We start from the raw sequence: 17,940 nt of genomic DNA on the forward strand, positions 1-17,940 counted from the left end.
CCATGGCTACGCAAATCTTCGTCAATCTGCCCGTACGCGATCTGCCCGCCTCAATGGCGTTTTTCACCCAGCTCGGCTTCAGCTTCAACCCGCAATTTACCGACGATACCGCCGCCTGCATGGTGGTCAGCGACACGATTTACGTGATGCTGCTGACCCACGACAAATTCAGGATGTTTACCCCGAACCCGATCGGCGACGCCAAACAGGCCACCGAAGTGTTGGTGTGCCTGTCGCAACCCAGCCGGGCGGCGGTGGATGAACTGGTGCGCAAGGCGATCGCCGGCGGCGGCAATACCTATCATCCGCCGCGGGACTATGGCGTGATGTACGGCCACGGATTTCAGGACCTGGACGGCCATATCTGGGAATTGATGTATATGGATCCCGCGGCGGTGCAGGCGCAATAAGCTCGCCGTGAAGCAGGTCGGCAGGGGCGCCGGATCGCCCCGTCTTTTCGCGCAGAAGCTATTCCCGCCGTTTTCTGCATAAATTGCCGCGATCTTTAGTTGATTAGACGCTAGGGAAGGCAGGATAATCGTTTGCCTTGAATAAACCACCATAAATCACCCGTACCGCGCGCTGCGAGTTAAACGTTTGCCTGGGTGCGCATCGCCGTTGGCGGTGTGGCATAAGGGCAGGGATGCGGAACGTGACGTAAACGATTACGTGGCGATCGGGCGCGGGCGAGATTACAGGCCTACTGTGACGGGCCGATTCATGAAACACAGGGGAAGTAACCTATGTCGAACTCTCAAGCGAACCACGCCGCAAAACCAACCGGCGGGCTTGATGGCTATTTTAAAATTTCCGCGCGCGGCAGCAGCGTGCGTCAGGAGGTGGTGGCGGGGCTGACCACCTTCCTGGCGATGGTGTACTCGGTGATCGTGGTGCCGAGCATGCTGGGCAAAGCGGGTTTCCCGCCGGCGGCGGTGTTTGTCTCCACCTGCCTGGTGGCCGGTCTGGGGTCGCTGTTGATGGGGCTGTGGGCTAACCTGCCGATGGCCATCGGCTGTGCGATCTCGTTGACCGCCTTTACCGCCTTCAGCCTGGTGCTGGGCCAGCACATCAGCATTCCGGTGGCGCTGGGCGCGGTGTTCCTGATGGGCGTGCTGTTTACCATTATCTCGGTCACCGGCATCCGCGCCTGGATCCTGCGCAACCTGCCGATGGGCGTGGCGCACGGCACCGGCATCGGCATCGGGCTGTTTCTGCTGCTGATCGCCGCCAACGGCGTCGGCCTGGTGGTGAAGAACCCGCTGGATGGCTTGCCGGTGGCGCTCGGCGCGTTCACCTCTTTCCCGGTCGTCATGACGCTGGTCGGCCTGGCGGTGATCTTCGGCCTGGAGAAACTGCGCGTGCCCGGCGGCATTCTGCTGGTGATCATCGCCATTTCCATCATCGGCCTGATCTTCGACCCGGCGGTGAAATACCAGGGGCTGTTCGCCATGCCGAGCCTGGCGGACGCTGACGGCAAATCGTTGATCTTCAGCCTGGATATCATGGGCGCATTGCAGCCGGTGGTGTTGCCGAGCGTGCTGGCGCTGGTGATGACCGCGGTGTTCGATGCCACCGGCACCATCCGCGCGGTGGCCGGGCAGGCCAACCTGCTGGATAAAGACGGGCAGATCATCAACGGCGGCAAGGCGCTGACCTCGGATTCCCTGAGCAGCATCTTCTCCGGCCTGGTGGGCGCCGCGCCCGCTGCGGTTTACATCGAGTCCGCCGCCGGCACCGCCGCGGGCGGCAAGACCGGCCTGACCGCCACCGTGGTCGGCATTCTGTTCCTGCTGATCCTGTTCCTGTCGCCGCTGGCCTATCTGGTGCCGGTTTACGCCACCGCGCCGGCGCTGATGTACGTCGGCCTGCTGATGCTGAGCAATGTCACCAAGCTGGACTTCAACGACTTCGTCGACGCGATGGCCGGCCTGCTGTGCGCCGTGTTCATCGTGCTGACCTGCAACATCGTCACCGGCATCATGCTGGGCTTCAGCTCGCTGGTCATCGGCCGCATCTTCTCCGGCGAATGGCGCAAGCTGAACATTGGCACCGTGCTGATCGCCGTGGCGCTGGTGGCGTTCTACGCCGGCGGCTGGGCGATTTAAGCCGCTTGGGTTTCCCTCGCCCGCCGGGCGGGGGAGCCTGTTACGGCAATTCCCTTCTTAAGATAAGTCTTCTTCTGCTCTGCACCGCGTTTTGAAAGGCACAACAAGCTTTAACGGCTGTAAAAAAAGTGATCTACTATCGTGACCAACGCAGGCCCTGAGCCGATGTCGTCTGAATCGTAGAGTCTAAGGAAAGCATGGAAATCTTTTTTACAATCCTCATTTTGATCCTGGTGGTCTCCCTGTCCGGGGTGGTGACGCGCATGTTGCCGTTCCAGGTGCCGCTGCCGCTGATGCAAATCGCCATCGGCGCCCTGCTGGCCTGGCCGCATTTCGGGCTGCACGTCGATTTTGATCCCGAACTGTTCCTGGTGCTGTTCATCCCGCCGCTGCTGTTTGCCGACGGCTGGAAAACGCCGACGCGCGAATTCCTGCATCACGGGCGTGAAATTCTCGGCCTGGCGCTGGTGCTGGTGCTGATCACCGTGGTCGGCGTCGGTTATCTGATCTACGCCATGGTGCCGGGCATTCCGCTGGTGGCGGCCTTCGCTCTGGCGGCGGTGCTGTCGCCGACGGATGCCGTGGCGCTGTCCGGCATCGTCGGCAAAGGGCGGATCCCCAAGCCGATCATGGGCGTGCTCGAGGGCGAGGCGCTGATGAACGATGCCTCCGGCCTGGTGTCGCTCAAGTTCGCCATCGCGGTGGCGATGGGCACCATGGTGTTCACCGTGGGCGGCGCGACCCTTGAATTCCTCAAAGTGGCGATCGGCGGCCTGCTGGCCGGCGTGGCGGTCACCTGGACCTACAGTAAATCGCTGCGGGTGATGAGCCGCTGGAGCGGCGACGATCCGGCGACCCAGATCGTGTTCCTGCTGCTGCTGCCGTTCGCGTCCTACCTGATCGCCGAACATATCGGCGTTTCCGGCATCCTGGCGGCGGTGGCGGCGGGGATGACCATCAGCCAGTCCGGCGTGATCCGCAACGCGCCGCTGGCGATGCGCCTGCGCGCCAACAGCGTGTGGGCGATGCTGGAATTCGTGTTCAACGGCATGGTGTTCATCATGTTGGGCCTGCAGCTGCCGGGCATTCTTGAAACCTCCATCCTGCAGGCGGAGCTGGATCCGACCATCCAGACCTGGTACCTGTTCGCCGACGTGGCCACCATCTACGCCGCGCTGTTGGTGCTGCGTTTCACCTGGCTGTGGGTGATGAAGAAGGCCAGCAACCGCTTTATGAAAAAGCGTCCGCTGCAGTTCGGCGATTACAGCACGCGTGAGCTGTGGGTGGCGTCGTTCGCCGGGGTGCGCGGGGCGATTACCCTGGCCGGTGTGCTGTCGATACCGCTGTTGCTGAGCGACGGCACCGCCTTCCCGGCGCGCTATCAGCTGGTGTTTATCGCCGCCGGGGTGATCCTGCTGTCGTTGATCGTCGGCGTGCTGGCGTTGCCGCTGCTGCTGCGCGGCGTGCAGGTCACCGACAAGAGCGCCAGCAAGCAGGAAGAGCGCATGGCGATCGCCATGGCGGCCGAAGTGGCGATTGAGAGCGTGAATAAAATGGAAGAGCGCCTGGTTGCCGATACCGAAGAAAACCTCGATCCGCAGGTGTTGAAAGAGGTCAGCTCGCGGGTGACGGGCATGCTGCGGCGGCGCATCGCGTCGAAAGACGATATCGAGAATGCGCTGGCGATGGAAAACCTCGAGCGACGTTTCCGCCTGACGGCGCTGCGCGCCGAGCGCGGCGAGCTGTATCACCTGCGCGCCACGCAGAAAATCAGCAACGAGACGCTGCAAAAACTGCTGCACGATCTCGACCTGCTCGAAGCGCTGTTGATCGAGCGCGAGGGGTAAATGCAGAGGGAGGAATAAACGTTTTTCCTCGTTATCCCCATCCTGAAGGGCCGCCTGTGCGGCCCTTTTTTTGGCTACTTGACCGGCGGCCAGTAGTCGCGGCAGCAGGCGATCCAGGCCTGCGCGCTGTGCGACAGGTAGCTGCCCTGGCGCCAGATCAGGCCGATTTTCCACTCCATGCGCGGCTCCAGCGGCAGCCAGACCAGGTTTTCCTTGTCCAGCCAGCGACAAACCGGCTCCGGCAGCATGGCAATGCCCACGCCGGCCTGCACCATCGAGGCGAGAAAGTCCCATTGGCCGCTGCGCACCGCGATTTGCGGTTCAAAGCCGGCCAGGCGAAACGCCTTCATCAGCATCTTGTACAGCGCAAAGTCTTCGTTATAAATCAGGATCGGGCTGTCGGCCAATTCGGCGATATTGATGCTGGTGCGGTTGAGCCACTGCGGCGTGCGCGGCGCCACCACGCACATCGGATGGCCCAGCAGCGGCAGAAAGGTCAGCGGCTGCGCTGAATCGAAGGGCAGCACCGTCATCGCCAGATCCAGTTCGCCGGACATCACCGCCTGTTCGACCGACAGCCCGCCCAGCTCGGAAATCTTCAATTCGATGCCGGGGTAGGTCTGGCGAAAGCGGCGGATCAGATCGGCGATCTGCCTGCCGACCATCGGCGGAATGCCCAGCCGCAGCACGCCCTTTTTCACCGAGCTGATGTCTTCCAGCTCCGCCTCCAACTGGCGGAACTCGTCGAGGATCGTCAGGCCGCGCTGGTACACCGCCTGGCCGCTGTCGGTCAGGCGCAGCTTGCGGCCTTCGCGGATCAGCAGCGTGCATTCCAGCTCTTCCTCCAGATGCCGCAGCATTTTGCTGATGGTGGGCTGGGTGACGAACAGTTTTTCCGCCGCGCGGGTGAAGCTTTGCTGGCGCACCACTTCAACGAAGTAGCGCAGGGTGCGGACATCCACGTTAGGGTTCTCCTTGGGGACGCTACCGGCGGGAAACTATTCCCGGACGGCATGATGTCGATAATTTTAATTCATTTCAGGCGTGGTTTCCCGGCTGCGTATACTGTAGGCCGTCAATTATTGTTTGAGGTCATCTTTCATGTCTCTGGCGTTACGCCGCGTTGCCCCCTCCCTGCTGACCCGTTTGCAGGTGCCGATCCAGGTGGCGTTGTATGCGGCGCTGTTCCTGATCGCCGATCGTCTGGTGCAACAATTCCACCTGCCGCTCCCCGCCAATATCGTCGGCATGCTGATGCTGCTGGCGTTGATCCTGCTGCGCATTCTGCCGCTGAGTTGGGTCAAGGCCGGCTCCCGCTGGCTGCTGGCGGAAATGCTGCTGTTTTTCGTGCCGGCGGTGGTGGCGGTGGTCAACTATGCCCAGCTGCTGATGGTCGAAGGCTGGAAGATCTTTCTGGTGATCGCGGTCAGCACCATGCTGACGCTGGGCGCCACCGGGCTGGTGGTGGACAGGGTGTATCGGCTGGAGATTTGGCTGCAGCGGCGGAAGCAGCGCCATGAATGATTTCATCCTTAGCCTGGCCTGTTTTCTGGCGACGCTGGCGCTCTATTTCGCCAACAAGAAACTCTATCGCCGCCGCCGCACGTTGCTGCTGATGCCGCTGGTGCTGACGCCGATGATTCTGGTGTTGCTGCTGGTGGTCACCCACATCTCCTATCAGGACTACATCGGTGAAACCCACTGGCTGCTGTGGCTGCTGGGGCCGGCGACCATCGCCTTCGCGGTGCCGGTGTACGAGAACCTGCATATCATCCGTCGCCACTGGCTGTCGCTGACCGCCGGGGTAACGACCGCAGTGCTGGTGGCGGTGTACAGCTCGGTGTGGCTGGCGCGCCTGCTGACGCTGCCGGAAGAGGTGCAGCGCAGCCTGGCGGTGCGGTCGATCACCACGCCGTTCGCGCTGGAGGCCGCCAAGCAGATGGGGGGCCAACCGGACCTGGTGGCGCTGTTCGTGGTGATCACCGGGGTGTTCGGCATGGCGGTGGGCGACATTCTGTTTTTGCGGCTGGCTGTACGCAGCCGCCTGGCGAAAGGGGCCGGATTTGGCGCATCGTCGCACGGCGCCGGCACCGCCCGCGCCTATGAACTGGGGCCGCAGGAGGGCGTAGTGTCGAGCCTGGTGATGATGTTGGCCGGCATTATCACGGTGGTGGCCGCGCCACTGATCGGCCGGCTGATGTGGTGAGGAGGCGGTCTGCGGCGAACGGCGCCGCAGACCGTAGAGCGTCAAGGAAGGTTGCCGAGCATCGCCGGCGTGCGCGATGACTGCCGCAAGGCGTGTCCTATCTCCTCGTGGCTGAAGATAATGGAGTGATGATTGCAGGGCAACGGATGCACCTGCAGATGTTGACCGATTGCCGACAGGCCATTGTCGGCAATCGCCAGCAGTTCACGCTCATCGCCCAGGCCGGTGATATTCAGATTTGCATCTTCGGTCGCCTTGAACAGCGTGATGCGTGCATGTTGCAACGGTGCGCTGAGCGTTTGTTTCGCCAATGCCAGCTCCGTCGGCTCTGCCTTTAAGGCCCGGTCGGCGGCCTCGCCGTCAATACCCAACATGGCCAGCATCGCCGCCAGCATGCCCGGCTCGCTGCGGATCTGGAATGGGGTTCGGTAGAAGGTATCAAGCAGGAACAGTTGGATATCGCGATAGCCCTGGCTTTCCAGTTGAGCGGCCATCTCCAGCGCGATCAGGCCCCCTAGCGACCAACCCAACAGACGGACGGGGCGCGCCGGCGACAGCCGCATATGGCCGAGATAATACGCCGCCAGCTCGCGTAGCGAAGTGATGTGCGGCTGTTGGAACAGGTTGTAATTGTTGATGCCTAACACATTGAAATCTTTCTCTAAATAGTTCGCCAGATCGCGATAAACATCGCAACCGGTGACGGCAGGATGGATCATCCAAACGCTGTCGGGGGTGATGGCGTGGTTCAGGCGCTCTACCTGTTTAAAGGTAAAACTGGCTTGATTCAGACGGGTCAACAGCTGCTGCAGGGGGGCGGAGGTGGCTGGAGCCGTTGCGGGCACGCCGTCGGTGAGAATACGGGCCTGGCCGCGCAGCGTCGAGTGAGCAAACAGCGTCTTAATGCCTAACGAATGCCCGTGTCGCTTCAGTTTAACCAGCAGTTGAATGGCGTGCAGCGAATGGCCGCCCAGCGCGAAGAAATCATCGTCGCGGCCAATGCGCGTTGTGCCCAGCAGTTCGCTCCACAGTTCGGCCAACTGCTGTTCCTGCTCGCCTTGCGGGGCTTCATAAGCAGCGGTTTCCTGCATGTTGGCCGGTGCTGGTAACGCTTTGCGATCCAGCTTGCCGTTGGGCGACAGCGGAAAAGCATCCAGCCGGATAAAACAGGACGGCACCATAAAGTCCGGCAGGTGTTGCTGCAATTTCCGACGCCATTCGGCGGCGTCGGCCGTTTGCTCTGGGGCGATGACATAGGCGACCAGGCGCTTGCCGCCGCTTTCGTCTTCCCGTGCCAGAATGGCGGCGTCTTCAACCCCTGAACACTGTCTGAGCTGTTGCTCGATCTCGCCTAATTCAATGCGCAGGCCGTGGATTTTGACCTGGAAATCGTTTCTGCCCAGATACTCAATGTTGCCATCCGGCAGCCAGCGGGCCAGATCGCCGGTTTTATACAGGCGAGCTTGCGGCTCGGCGCTGAAAGGATCGGCGATAAATCGCTCGGCGCTCAGCGCCGCGCGGTTCAGATAACCACGGGCAACCTGAATACCACCGATATGCAATTCGCCGGCGATGCCGGGCGGTAACGGTTGCAGTTGGTCATCCAGAATATGGAGCTGGGTATTGGCGATCGGTTTACCGATCGGTACCAGTGGGCGAGGATCATCGGGCAGGCATTGCCAGCTGGAAACGTCTACGGCGGCTTCCGTCGGGCCGTAGAGATTGTGCAGTTCCGCCTGCGGTAACTGCTGCAGGCAACGTTGTACCGTAGCGAGCGGCAACGCCTCGCCGCTGCACACGATGCGTTTCAGGGAGGCGCACTGCGTCATATCGCCGTGGCGCAGAAACAGTTGCAGCATAGAGGGGACAAAATGCAGTGTGGTGACGCCATGTTGTGCGATGCAGGCACTGAGATAATCCGGTTCCTGGTGACCGCCCGGTTTGGCGATGGCCAGCCGGGCGCCGACCATCATCGGCCAGAAAAACTCCCAGACAGAGACGTCGAAGCTGAACGGCGTTTTCTGCAGCACGACATCATCCGACGTCAGTGTATAAGCCTTTTGCATCCACAGGAGTCGGTTGATCACCCCGCGGTGTTCGTTCATCACCCCTTTGGGTTTCCCCGTCGAGCCGGAGGTGTAAATCACATAAGCCAGGCTGCGTTGTGGATCGGCGGCCAGCGGCGGCGGGTTGCCATCCGGCGCTTGCCGCCATAGATGGCTCTCACGCTGAAGATGCAATCGCGGCACGGCGATATCGCGCAGCGGGTGCAGCGCGTGTTCGCCGCCATCGTCGATCAGAACGAATCTGGCGCCGCAATCTTGCAGCATGTGGCGCAGGCGGTCTTGTGGATAGTCGGGATCGAGCGGTACATAGGCGGCGCCCGCCTTCAGGATGGCGTACAGGGCAATCACCATATCCGGGCTGCGGTTGACGCATACCGCGATGCGATCGTCAGGCTGTAATCCCTGCAGCCTGAGAAAGGCAGCCAATCGATTCGCCCGCTGATTCAGCTGTTGATAACTGATCTCGTGGTCCCCGTAGCACAGCGCCGGCGCTTCTGGCGTCAGCGCGGCCTGCCGTTCCAGGAATTGATGTACGCCTTGCGGCATGTCTGCCCATGTTTGTCGGGTTTCATTCCATTGATGGAAGATTTGCTGTCTTTCCTGCGGCAACAGCAGCGGTAACTGCCCCAGCGGCAGCGCCGGATCGCCGTCCAGTAGCGTGTTCAGCAGGTGCAGTATGCGGGCGGCGATGCGCTCACCGTCTTCCTGACTGAACCAGGCCTGATTGAAGTTGAACTCCAACAGCGGGTCGTCGCCCGGATGGTAATGGCGCAGGTAGACGCCGAGGGGCAGCTGTTCCTGACCGTGGTGCAGGTTTTCCACCTTGAACTGGCTGCCTTCCAGTTCGATGTCGGTCGGAAAAACCTCCAGAGAAAAGCTGATGTCGAACAGCTGGCGCCGCTCCTGCTGATGCAGGTTCAACTGGCGGTTGAGTTCGGCAATAGGAAAACGCTGGTGACGATAACACTGGCGCAGCTCGCTGCCGATTTGCCGCAGTAAGTGGCCGAAGGATTGCTGTGAATCGACCGTGATGCGCAGTGGGATCATCGAGGAAAACATGCCCAATGTCTGCTTATGTTCAGCGGTACTGCGGTTATGTACCGGCACGCCCAGCGTGAATTGATCGGTTTGCCAAATCCGGGCGAACCAGGTGGCCAGCAAAGCGCTAAAAAAATGCATTGCAGAACCGCCCTGCGCGGTGGCGTATTGTTCCAACTGTAGGAAACGCTCGCGTGGCAACCGCTTGATTATCTGATGGCTGGGGTAGGTTTGTTGCTCACAGTGATTTTGGCGGCGTTCCAGCATGGAGGGGGGCGCGTCGATGAAACGCTTCAACCAGAAATCACGATCGCGCTCGTAGCGTGGAGACTGCTGGTAGGTGCGATCGCTGATGACGAAGTCTTGGTAACGCGAGCGGGGGGCTTCGTTTTTTATCCCTGCTTTTAATTGTTTATAGCGCTCCATGATCATTTTGCTCAGCAGGGAAATTGAGGTGCCGTCCGCAATCAGGTGATGGGAAGCAAGCAGCCATAGCGTGCTGGAGCCGCTGACTTTGGCCAGGTGGCAGCGCCAAAGCAGGCTGTCATACAGTGAATAAGGCTGCAGGAATTGAGAACGAAGGTGTGTTTCCGCCAGGCTGATGGCATCTTGTCTGTGCGAAAAATCGTGGTAATGCAGGTCGATATAGGCCCGGTCGCAGGTTTCCTGGGTAATGCCTTGCGGCGTTTCTTTCAGCGTGGTTTGCAACGCATCATGTTGTTGCTGGATTTGCCGTATGGCTTCTTGAAAAAGCGGTAGCGAAATCTCGCGCTCTACGCGCCATAAACACCCAACGTTATATAAGGGGATATCGGGGTTTAAAGATTGGTCTAGCCACACGGCTTGTTGCACGGTCGTCAGGGAATAAGCGGACACGGAACCACCTCCACAAATAAGGAATGAATCGAATTAAATAAAGTGAGTCGCAGCCAAGCACTCGAACATTATAAAAGGTGATTATTAAGTTGGCCTGTTTCCACATTAAATATTTTTAATGGTTTTATTTGATTATAATAAATGCAATGATTTTAGCGTTAATGATTTGTATTTTATTTATTTTTAAACTGGTTTTTTTGCCATTGCTTTTGTGGCGTGTTAATCACGATTGACTGGCTTTTATGCGTGATATTAGTAAGTGCAATAATGTAATTTATTGTTTTATTTGTTATTTTTATTTTTGGCAAAAAAGGGCGGAGCTGAGGCGCTTCGTAAGCGATAACGGAGTGGTATCTCAGCGGGCAAGTTCGGTTGCTTCTCTGCAAGAGATAACAGGCTGAATCATAAAAAATTATAAAGAATCTCTTATGTTGTATTATTATAAAAGAAATAATAATGAATAATAAGAAGTAAAGCTTATTGTGATTTCATGCATTTCTTTATTCGTAATTCTGCTGTTAACTTTCATAGGAGTATGACGTTTCAATTAAACTGCGATGAATGATCCGTTATTGGGCAATTAATGGATTAACTTTAATGAGATAATAAATGTGAAACGTTGATGCCGAGTGATACCCGAAATGAAAGACGCAACGAGAACCCTGTCTCGCTGCGGCTCGATCCTACGGGGAGGTAGCAGGTTAGCAGACGGCGGCTTTGATGAGTTCCACCACCAGCGGCGAAAGCTCGCCGCGCAGTGCAGCGCGTTCTGATTGGAACAGCGTGGCGACGTAAAAACGCCGCCCCGGCAGTTCGATGGCGCGCACGTCGCCTTCGGCATCGTGGCCGCTGATAATCAGCGGGAAGCGCTCAAGGTCGGCGACGAAGTCCGGATCCACGCCAAAGTTGCAGTGGTAGCCTTCATGGGTGTTCAAGCTGCCGTAGGCCTGCGCGACGCGGGTGTCAGGCTGAAAAACGATGTCGCCGGTTTTTTCCACCAGCGAGCAGCTCAGCGGGGCGATCACCAACCGGCCACCGCTGTCGGTTTCCGCATGGCCGGCATCGTGCCAGCCCATCACGTTGCGGGCGTACTCGATGATGGCGTACTGAAAGCCGCCGCAGGAACCGAGGAACGGCACGTCGTTTTCCCGCGCATGCCTGATCGCCATAAAGGCGCCGTCGTCGTGACAATATGGGCTGCCTGGCACCACCCAGATGGCATCGAAATCTTGCAGGACATCGGGGGAGGTCAGGGTTTCGGTCGGTAGCCACTGGGGCTGCACGTCGATGTCGAGATGGGCGGCGGTGAGCTGGAGCGCTACGGGGATGGCCTGATGGGCCACGGCTTGCGGGTTGTAATCACCGACCAGAGCAATGCGGACTTGAGCTTTCATCATTTCCTTTCCTGTGCGGGTAAAGAAGGAGATTACAGGAAAGCGAAATGTTGAGCCGCAGATTTTTTAAACGCGGCGCACAAAAAAGCCCGGCGTCGGCCGGGCTGGAAAACGGGGCTCAGTACAGCGACGGCGCGCCGACCGGCCGGGTTTTGAAGCGGCGATGCAGCCACAGATATTGCTCCGGCGCCCGCATGATCTCTTTCTCGATCACTTTGTTCATATAAGCCGCCGCTGCCTGTTCGTCGCTGAGCGGGTAGTCTTCCAGGGCCGGCTGGATCAGCAGGTCGTAGCCGCGGCCGCCTTCACGGCGGATCAGCACCACCGGCACCAGCGCCGGGTTGGCCATGCGCGCCAGCATGAAGGTGCCGCTGGTGGTGGCGGCCTGATCGACGGCGAACAGCGGCGCGAATACGCTGCCGCGCGGGCCGTAATCTTGATCCGGCGCGAACCAGACCGCCTCACCGCGCTTGAGTGCGTGCACCATGCCGCGCAGATCCTTGCGATCGATCATCGCCTTGTTGGAGCGCATGCGGCCCTTGGTTTGCGCCCACTCCATCGCCTTGTTGTTGTGCGGGCGATACATCGCCATCATCGGTTGGCACAGGCCCATTGCCCGGCCGCCCAGCTCAAGCGACATAAAGTGCACGCCGATCACCAGCACGCCGCGGTCGTCACGCTGCGCCATTTTGAGGTGGTTGATGCCGGAGACGTTAAACCAGCGCTTAACGCGTTTATCCGACCAGAACCAGGCCATGCCGGTTTCCAGCAGGCCCATGCCGAGGGACTCAAAGTTGCCCACTACTTTACGCTCGCGCTGTGTTTCGTCCATCTCGGGGAAGCACAGTTCTAGGTTGCGACGGGTGATGGCGACGCGACGCTTAAGAAAGCGCATCGAGGTGCGCCCCATCCATACGCCAAGACGGTTAAGCAGCGGGTAGGGGAGTTGCACCAGCAGGAACAACAGGGCCAGACCGAACCAGGTCAGCCAGTAGCGCGGGTGCAGCAAGGAAAGTTGAAATCTCTTTTGGCGTTTCATAGCAGCTCGTTTATGCGTTAGGGGGGTAGCAACCTGTAGCGCATAAAGGATCCACTCGATAGCGATACAACGACTCAGACACCCGGGGACGGCCAGGGTTTAGTCAGAATTCCATAATTGACTAAACATTTACATTCGAAGGGCGGTTTGCGCTGCTATCAGGCTTCGGAGGGATAGCTGTTGGCCAGCGGAGGCGGCTCTAGGAATGCGTATGTTAACACAGGATACGGGGTTCAGAGGAAGAGAGGCATGCGAATATTCTCATTCGCATTGCCTCTGGATTGACGATTGGCGACGGTTTACAGGCTGGGGAGGATGATGGCGGCGAAAATGGCGGCGATCACCAGCCATTTCAGCAGGTAGTAACCGCGGCGATTACGCGCCTTCAGGCGCTGGCCGGCGTCGCGCACCGCGTTGACGTATTTGAAGATGCGGTTGATGCCGCCGGTGCGGTCCTGATCGTCGTTCGGCGAACTGGCCGCCGACATCAGCGTAGCGCCGACCCAGTGGTTGACCGCCTGCGCCCAGCGCCATTTCATTGGCCGCTCGACGTCGCAAAACAGAATGATGCGCGTCTGGTCGGTGGCGTTTTGCGCCCAGTGCACGTAGGTTTCGTCGAAGATCACCGCTTGGCCGTCGCGCCAGCTGTGCTGCTCGCCGTCCACTTCGATGAAGCAGCGATCGTCGTTAGGCGTCATCAGCCCCAGGTGGTAGCGCACCGAGCCGGCGTAAGGATCGCGGTGTTTACCCAAATGGCTGCCGGGCGGCAGCTCGGCGAACATCGCCGCCTTGACCGATGGGATGCGGTTGAGCAGCTCGACGGTTTTCGGGCACAGCGTTTGCGCCGAAGGGTGGCTGTCGCTGTACCATTTCAGATAGAAACGTTTCCAGCCGCGTTTGAAGAAGGTGTTGAAGCCGGCGTCGTTGTGCGACTGCGCCTTTTTGATGTGATCCTGCAAACGCACGGCTTCCTCGCGGATCACCTGCCAGTTGTCGGTCAGCGTTTGCAGCTCCGGGAAGCCTTTTTCGTCGAAATAGGGCTGTTTGGCGGGCAAACGCGAGAAACCGGTCATAAACATGTTGATCGGCCCCATAAACGTGGAGTGATCGAACAGCTGACGGGTAAGCTTTTGTTTCTCTTTGCCGCGGGAGTGTGCGTAGAGGAAGCTGATGATAAAAATGCCGATAATGATCGCGGCAACCATAGAATCCATCCCTGTTGGTGCTTGTTAAAAATTCGTACAAATTATAGTTTTATGACAGGAAAAATTTAACTTTTTCGTGCGCTTTCCCTGCGCGTGCTGCTTGTTGGCATAAAAAATCAATAAAATGATTTGTAATGAAATTTTATATCGATTTTTTGGTTTTAGTCCTATTCTTAAATCGTTCAAGGGGTGTTTCATGCCATCTTGTTTCATGACGAATGGCACGTATCTGAGAAAAGAGGGACTTATGAAAAAATCAATCATTGCCTTGTCTGCACTGCTGCTCGCTTCCCCGGTGTTCGCTGCTGAAACCGCGACCGACACCGCCGCTCACTCCAGCAACGAAGTTGTCGCCGAGGCGCACAAAGGGGCGGATACCGCCAAAGAAAAGCTGCACCAGTCTCAGGACAAGGGTGAAGAGCTGAAGCTGAAAGCCAAGCATGCCGCCGAAGGCAAGAGCGACAGCGTCGGCAGCAAAGTGAGCGAAGGTTCGCAAAAGGCCTGGCACTCCACCAAACAGGGATCGGAGAAGGCTTGGGACAAGACCAAGCAAGGGGCGGAAAGCCTCAAGAACAAAGTGACCGAGTAAGGTCTCCGCTTTACCCCAAGGGCCGCGCTGCGGCCTTTTTTATTGCCTGTAAATCGGGCGTGCCCCAAAGAAAAAGGCGCTTATCAAATGAGATAAAGCGCCTTTTCAACACGTCACTGACTCGTTCATGATGTTTTCCATAAATTCATTTTTATGGCTTGCTTACGTTCGCTGGTTTGTTTAACTATCGCTCAATTTCCTCGCGTATGGAGATGAAATGCAATTTCTCCAGATTGGGTGGTGAGATTTATTATGTCATAACACATTGTTTAGTAATGATTTTTTTTGATTGTTATTTGTGGGATAAATTGGGGTTTATTAATTCAATATTATTTCTATCAATAAAATTAACAGGCAAAGCTTTCATCGGGTAGTTACTCATAATGGCGGCTTTATTCACCAAGTAAACGTTGAAAAATCGCTAAGAAAGAAATGAGAGATGCAGCCGAAGCGGGTAAATGGAGTTTCTTTGTAAAGACAGGCGTTCATAAAGTTAAAGTGATATACCCTCCGCATGAAAGAGAATAAATAAAGAAAAATCAAGGTGATGATGAGCATCCTGATAATTTATTGAGTTTACTCGCGTGTTCATAACCCGAGTTTTTTTCTGATTGAATGATTTGTATCCGTTTACTCTAGGTTTGAGTTGGCTGTCTCTAACCTATGTAGAAAATTCACTAAAATAATACGTATTGGAATGTATAAATTGCGTAAGGTGCTTGCTAAAATTCCACTGCCTGATTTTTAGGTATGCTTTCTAAAGTAAATTATTGGAATTAAAATGAAAAAAATAACTATCTTGGCAATGGCATCTGCCGTTCTTCTCTCTGGATGTTCCATTCGTGTTGCTGATTTGACCGTTGGTAGCACTAAGAACTACAACATCAATGGTAATAAGTTCGTCACTGGACAGCGTGTTACCGCCGAAGATTCTTACCCGGTAATCATCTTCCCGACAGGTATTCCGAACATGAAAACGGCGATTGATAAAGCTATCGAGAAAGATAAATGTGCTGTCGGTTTGAGCAATGTGGTTATTACTCAGCTTAATCACGCGTTCTTATTTGGTAAGATCGGTCTCCGGGCTGAAGGTAACCTGATCATCGATAAAAGCCTGCCAGGCTGTGAAAATCACGCATAGGTAATACCATAAGGCTGCCTGTAGGTGGCCTTTTTATTAATTCATCAATTGCTTTAATCTGCGTTTCATATGCCCATTATTCTGATGAGCCACGTGCCAGCGTAATCAGGTTACAACCCCAGCTTGTTTAGCCTGCAATAGCCTTTTTGCTGGACTGAGCTGCCTGGACTATTCGAGCGTCTGAACAACGGCTTCCCTTGCGGTGAATACCTGTTCATTCCACGTCAGAGGATAAAGTGAATCTCTATCGCTTTACAGCAACTTTTTCACTCTTCCTTTAGGCGGTTCAAGACGCGATGTAGGCCGGAAACGACTTATCCTCTCAACCCAATCTCTCCAGCCAGGCATGTGGACTTAGCCTTTCATGAGCGACTTAAAGCGAACGTATACAACCGGTTTCATCACCCGGTATAGCTCGATTGCAAGAAGGTGTTGAGCTTGAGCATAGCGAAATTTTAGCGTGGGGCAAAGTTAAGGGATGGGAACCGCGTAATGCCAAGGAGTGGGCAGATTTGGCCAATAGGATTGGTGTGGGTGGTTGAGGGGTTATCAAATATCCAGGCAGCTTGGGAGATAAAATCAAGGCCGAGCTTCGAGCACTGAAGTAATCGTTGTTGTGGTACATCATAAGGTCGCTGATGCGGCCTTTTTTGTTTGTTGCTGGTTAAGAGTTAATACTTTTATCCGCGTGATGGTGTAGTCTTTTCAAAGAAAAAGGCGCTTATCAAATGAGATAAAGCGCCTTTTATCAACACGTTAACTGACTAGTATCAGTTCATGCCGTATTTTTTCAGCTTCTTGCGCAGCGTGCCGCGGTTGATGCCCATCATCAGGGCTGCGCGGGTCTGGTTGCCACGGGTGTATTGCATCACCATGTCCAACAGTGGCTGTTCAACTTCAGCCAGTACCAGCTCATACAGGTCATTTACGTCTTGACCGTTCAGTTGAGCAAAATAGTTCTTCAGTGCTTGTTTAACCGAGTCACGCAGAGGCTTTTGAGTCACCTGATCTTGTGAGTTAACGGTAGAAACGGTCAGTACGTCAGAATTTACGCGTTGTTCGAACATAGTTCTGTCAGCTCTTTTTTTACGCTAAGATTTTCGAAATATGCCTCCAACGCCTCCAGCTGTTCGCTGGCATCCTCTATGGCGTTGAATGTGCGCCGAAACTGGTCATTCGGAGCGTGTTCCTGGAGATACCAGGACACGTGCTTACGAGCAATCCGGAATCCCTTGCCTTGGCCATAGAAGCCGTGCAATTCCCGAATGTGCCCAATCAACAAGCGCTTCACCTCGCCAAGCGGCAGCGGCGGCAGCAACTCCCCAGTGTCCAGATAATGCTGGATTTCCCGGAAGATCCAGGGTCTCCCCTGAGCAGCGCGGCCTATCATCAGGGCATCGGCCCCGGTGTAGTCGAGCACTGCTCTGGCTTTATGCGGGTCAGTAATATCCCCATTCGCGATAATCGGAATGGAAACACTCTGCTTAACTGCCCGAATGCTGTCGTATTCCGCGTCGCCGTTAAACAGACAGGCGCGGGTTCGGCCGTGAATCGTCAGGGCCTGAATACCACAGTCTTCGGCCAGTTGGGCAATCTCTACACAGTTACGGTGCTCTGGCGCCCAGCCGGTGCGAATCTTCAGCGTTACCGGCACATCCACCGCGTCAACCACCGCGTGGAGGATCCGTTTTACCAGATCCGGGTACTGCAACAAGGCGGACCCGGCAAGCTTCCGGTTCACTTTTTTGGCCGGGCATCCCATATTGATGTCGATGATCTGCGCGCCGCTGGCCACGTTGATACGCGCGGCGGCGGCCATATCATCAGGATCGCATCCGGCAATCTGCACGGAGCGGATCCCTGGTTCATCGCTATGCACCATACGCAGACGCGACTTATCCGTCCGCCACACCTCCGGGTTGGAGGAGAGCATTTCGGATACAGCCATCCCAGCACCCATTGCATGACAGAGGGTTCTGAACGGGCGATCTGTAATACCGGCCATCGGGGCCGCAATCAGGCAATTAGTAAGCTGGTGGTGTCCAATGCGCATAGACAAAGAGTGACCATACTGTGTCCGCAAGGGCGCGTATATTACGCATTTTTGCGCCGAGATGAAAGGCCAAACTTTAACCAATTGGCTCGCTATTAGGGCAAAAAATGCGCTGCGCAGTGATTCATAAAAATATTGTATATATTTTACAATGAGTTGACGAAAAGTGCTTATTTTGTGTGCGGTAAAATATTCGCCTTTGCGCAGGATATTATCTGCATTCGCCCGCTATTTTTGCCGGGATAACCTGCCTGGAAGGCGCATTGTCAGGGCGATCCGTCGTTGAAAGGCAAAAAATTGCATAAAATTTTGTCTTGCCCGTGGGGCGATCGCCGGACAAAAAAAATCCACCGGCGCGGGGCCGGTGGATGAGGGAGCAAT

The 17,940-nt window shown here is 56.4% G+C and carries 14 protein-coding genes; 7 read left to right on the forward strand and 7 right to left on the reverse strand.

Annotation, left to right across the window (positions count from 1 at the left end; translation table 11 throughout):
• Positions 1 to 2: 2 nt before the first annotated feature.
• The 3 genes from L085_RS06325 to L085_RS06335 all read left to right on the forward strand — a co-directional run bounded on the left by L085_RS06325 (position 3) and on the right by L085_RS06335 (position 3,952).
• Positions 3 to 410 carry a glyoxalase/bleomycin resistance/extradiol dioxygenase family protein gene (locus tag L085_RS06325; protein WP_015379207.1) on the forward strand — a complete coding sequence of 136 codons (408 nt, stop codon included), beginning with the start codon at positions 3 to 5 and terminating at the stop codon, positions 408 to 410.
• A 333-nt stretch (positions 411 to 743) separates the two neighbouring features.
• The gene (locus tag L085_RS06330) at positions 744 to 2,105 is read left to right on the forward strand and encodes an NCS2 family permease (protein WP_004936819.1); all 1,362 of its coding nucleotides are present in this window, start codon (positions 744 to 746) and stop codon (positions 2,103 to 2,105) included.
• A 197-nt stretch (positions 2,106 to 2,302) separates the two neighbouring features.
• Positions 2,303 to 3,952, forward strand: a complete 1,650-nt coding sequence (locus tag L085_RS06335) for a Na+/H+ antiporter (protein ID WP_004936822.1) — start codon at positions 2,303 to 2,305, stop codon at positions 3,950 to 3,952.
• Positions 3,953 to 4,026: 74 nt separating this feature from the next.
• Here L085_RS06335 and L085_RS06340 read toward each other — a convergent pair whose 3' ends face one another.
• The gene (locus L085_RS06340) at positions 4,027 to 4,914 is read right to left on the reverse strand and encodes a LysR family transcriptional regulator (RefSeq protein WP_044030344.1); all 888 of its coding nucleotides are present in this window, start codon (positions 4,912 to 4,914) and stop codon (positions 4,027 to 4,029) included.
• Positions 4,915 to 5,053: 139 nt separating this feature from the next.
• Between L085_RS06340 and L085_RS06345 the strand changes: the two genes are divergently transcribed.
• A complete protein-coding gene (locus L085_RS06345) occupies positions 5,054 to 5,476 on the forward strand; it encodes a CidA/LrgA family protein (RefSeq protein WP_004936830.1) in 423 nt (140 codons plus the stop codon).
• A complete protein-coding gene (locus tag L085_RS06350) occupies positions 5,469 to 6,158 on the forward strand; it encodes an LrgB family protein (RefSeq protein WP_004936833.1) in 690 nt (229 codons plus the stop codon). Before L085_RS06345 ends, L085_RS06350 begins: the two co-directional genes overlap by 8 nt.
• A gap of 41 nt (positions 6,159 to 6,199) precedes the next feature.
• Here L085_RS06350 and L085_RS06355 read toward each other — a convergent pair whose 3' ends face one another.
• The 4 genes from L085_RS06355 to lpxO all read right to left on the reverse strand — a co-directional run bounded on the left by L085_RS06355 (position 6,200) and on the right by lpxO (position 13,776).
• Positions 6,200 to 10,138, reverse strand: coding sequence for a non-ribosomal peptide synthetase (locus L085_RS06355; protein WP_044030345.1), 3,939 nt, complete (start codon positions 10,136 to 10,138; stop codon positions 6,200 to 6,202).
• Between the two features lie 701 nt (positions 10,139 to 10,839).
• Positions 10,840 to 11,535, reverse strand: a complete 696-nt coding sequence (locus L085_RS06360; RefSeq protein WP_226988574.1) for a CTP synthase — start codon at positions 11,533 to 11,535, stop codon at positions 10,840 to 10,842.
• Between the two features lie 115 nt (positions 11,536 to 11,650).
• Positions 11,651 to 12,571 (reverse strand): kdo(2)-lipid IV(A) palmitoleoyltransferase, encoded by a 921-nt coding sequence (gene lpxP / locus L085_RS06365; protein WP_044030347.1) that lies wholly within the window; start codon positions 12,569 to 12,571, stop codon positions 11,651 to 11,653.
• A 299-nt stretch (positions 12,572 to 12,870) separates the two neighbouring features.
• On the reverse strand, positions 12,871 to 13,776 hold the full coding sequence (lpxO, locus tag L085_RS06370; protein ID WP_004936848.1) for a lipid A hydroxylase LpxO: 906 nt from the start codon (positions 13,774 to 13,776) through the stop codon (positions 12,871 to 12,873).
• Between the two features lie 247 nt (positions 13,777 to 14,023).
• Between lpxO and L085_RS06375 the strand changes: the two genes are divergently transcribed.
• Positions 14,024 to 14,365, forward strand: a complete 342-nt coding sequence (locus L085_RS06375; protein WP_044030348.1) for a hypothetical protein — start codon at positions 14,024 to 14,026, stop codon at positions 14,363 to 14,365.
• A gap of 781 nt (positions 14,366 to 15,146) precedes the next feature.
• Positions 15,147 to 15,506, forward strand: a complete 360-nt coding sequence (locus tag L085_RS06380) for a hypothetical protein (protein ID WP_044030349.1) — start codon at positions 15,147 to 15,149, stop codon at positions 15,504 to 15,506.
• Positions 15,507 to 16,276: 770 nt separating this feature from the next.
• On the opposite strand, the gene fis is transcribed toward L085_RS06380, so the two are convergent.
• Together fis and dusB are read right to left on the reverse strand one after the other, a co-directional pair.
• The gene (gene fis / locus L085_RS06385; RefSeq protein WP_000462905.1) at positions 16,277 to 16,573 is read right to left on the reverse strand and encodes a DNA-binding transcriptional regulator Fis; all 297 of its coding nucleotides are present in this window, start codon (positions 16,571 to 16,573) and stop codon (positions 16,277 to 16,279) included.
• On the reverse strand, positions 16,555 to 17,559 hold the full coding sequence (dusB, locus tag L085_RS06390) for a tRNA dihydrouridine synthase DusB (RefSeq protein WP_004936856.1): 1,005 nt from the start codon (positions 17,557 to 17,559) through the stop codon (positions 16,555 to 16,557). The genes fis and dusB overlap by 19 nt, the downstream gene beginning before the upstream one ends.
• Between the last annotated feature and the right edge of the window lie 381 nt (positions 17,560 to 17,940).

This window comes from Serratia sp. FS14 (genome assembly GCF_000695995.1).
Classification (GTDB): Bacteria; Pseudomonadota; Gammaproteobacteria; order Enterobacterales; family Enterobacteriaceae; genus Serratia; species Serratia nematodiphila.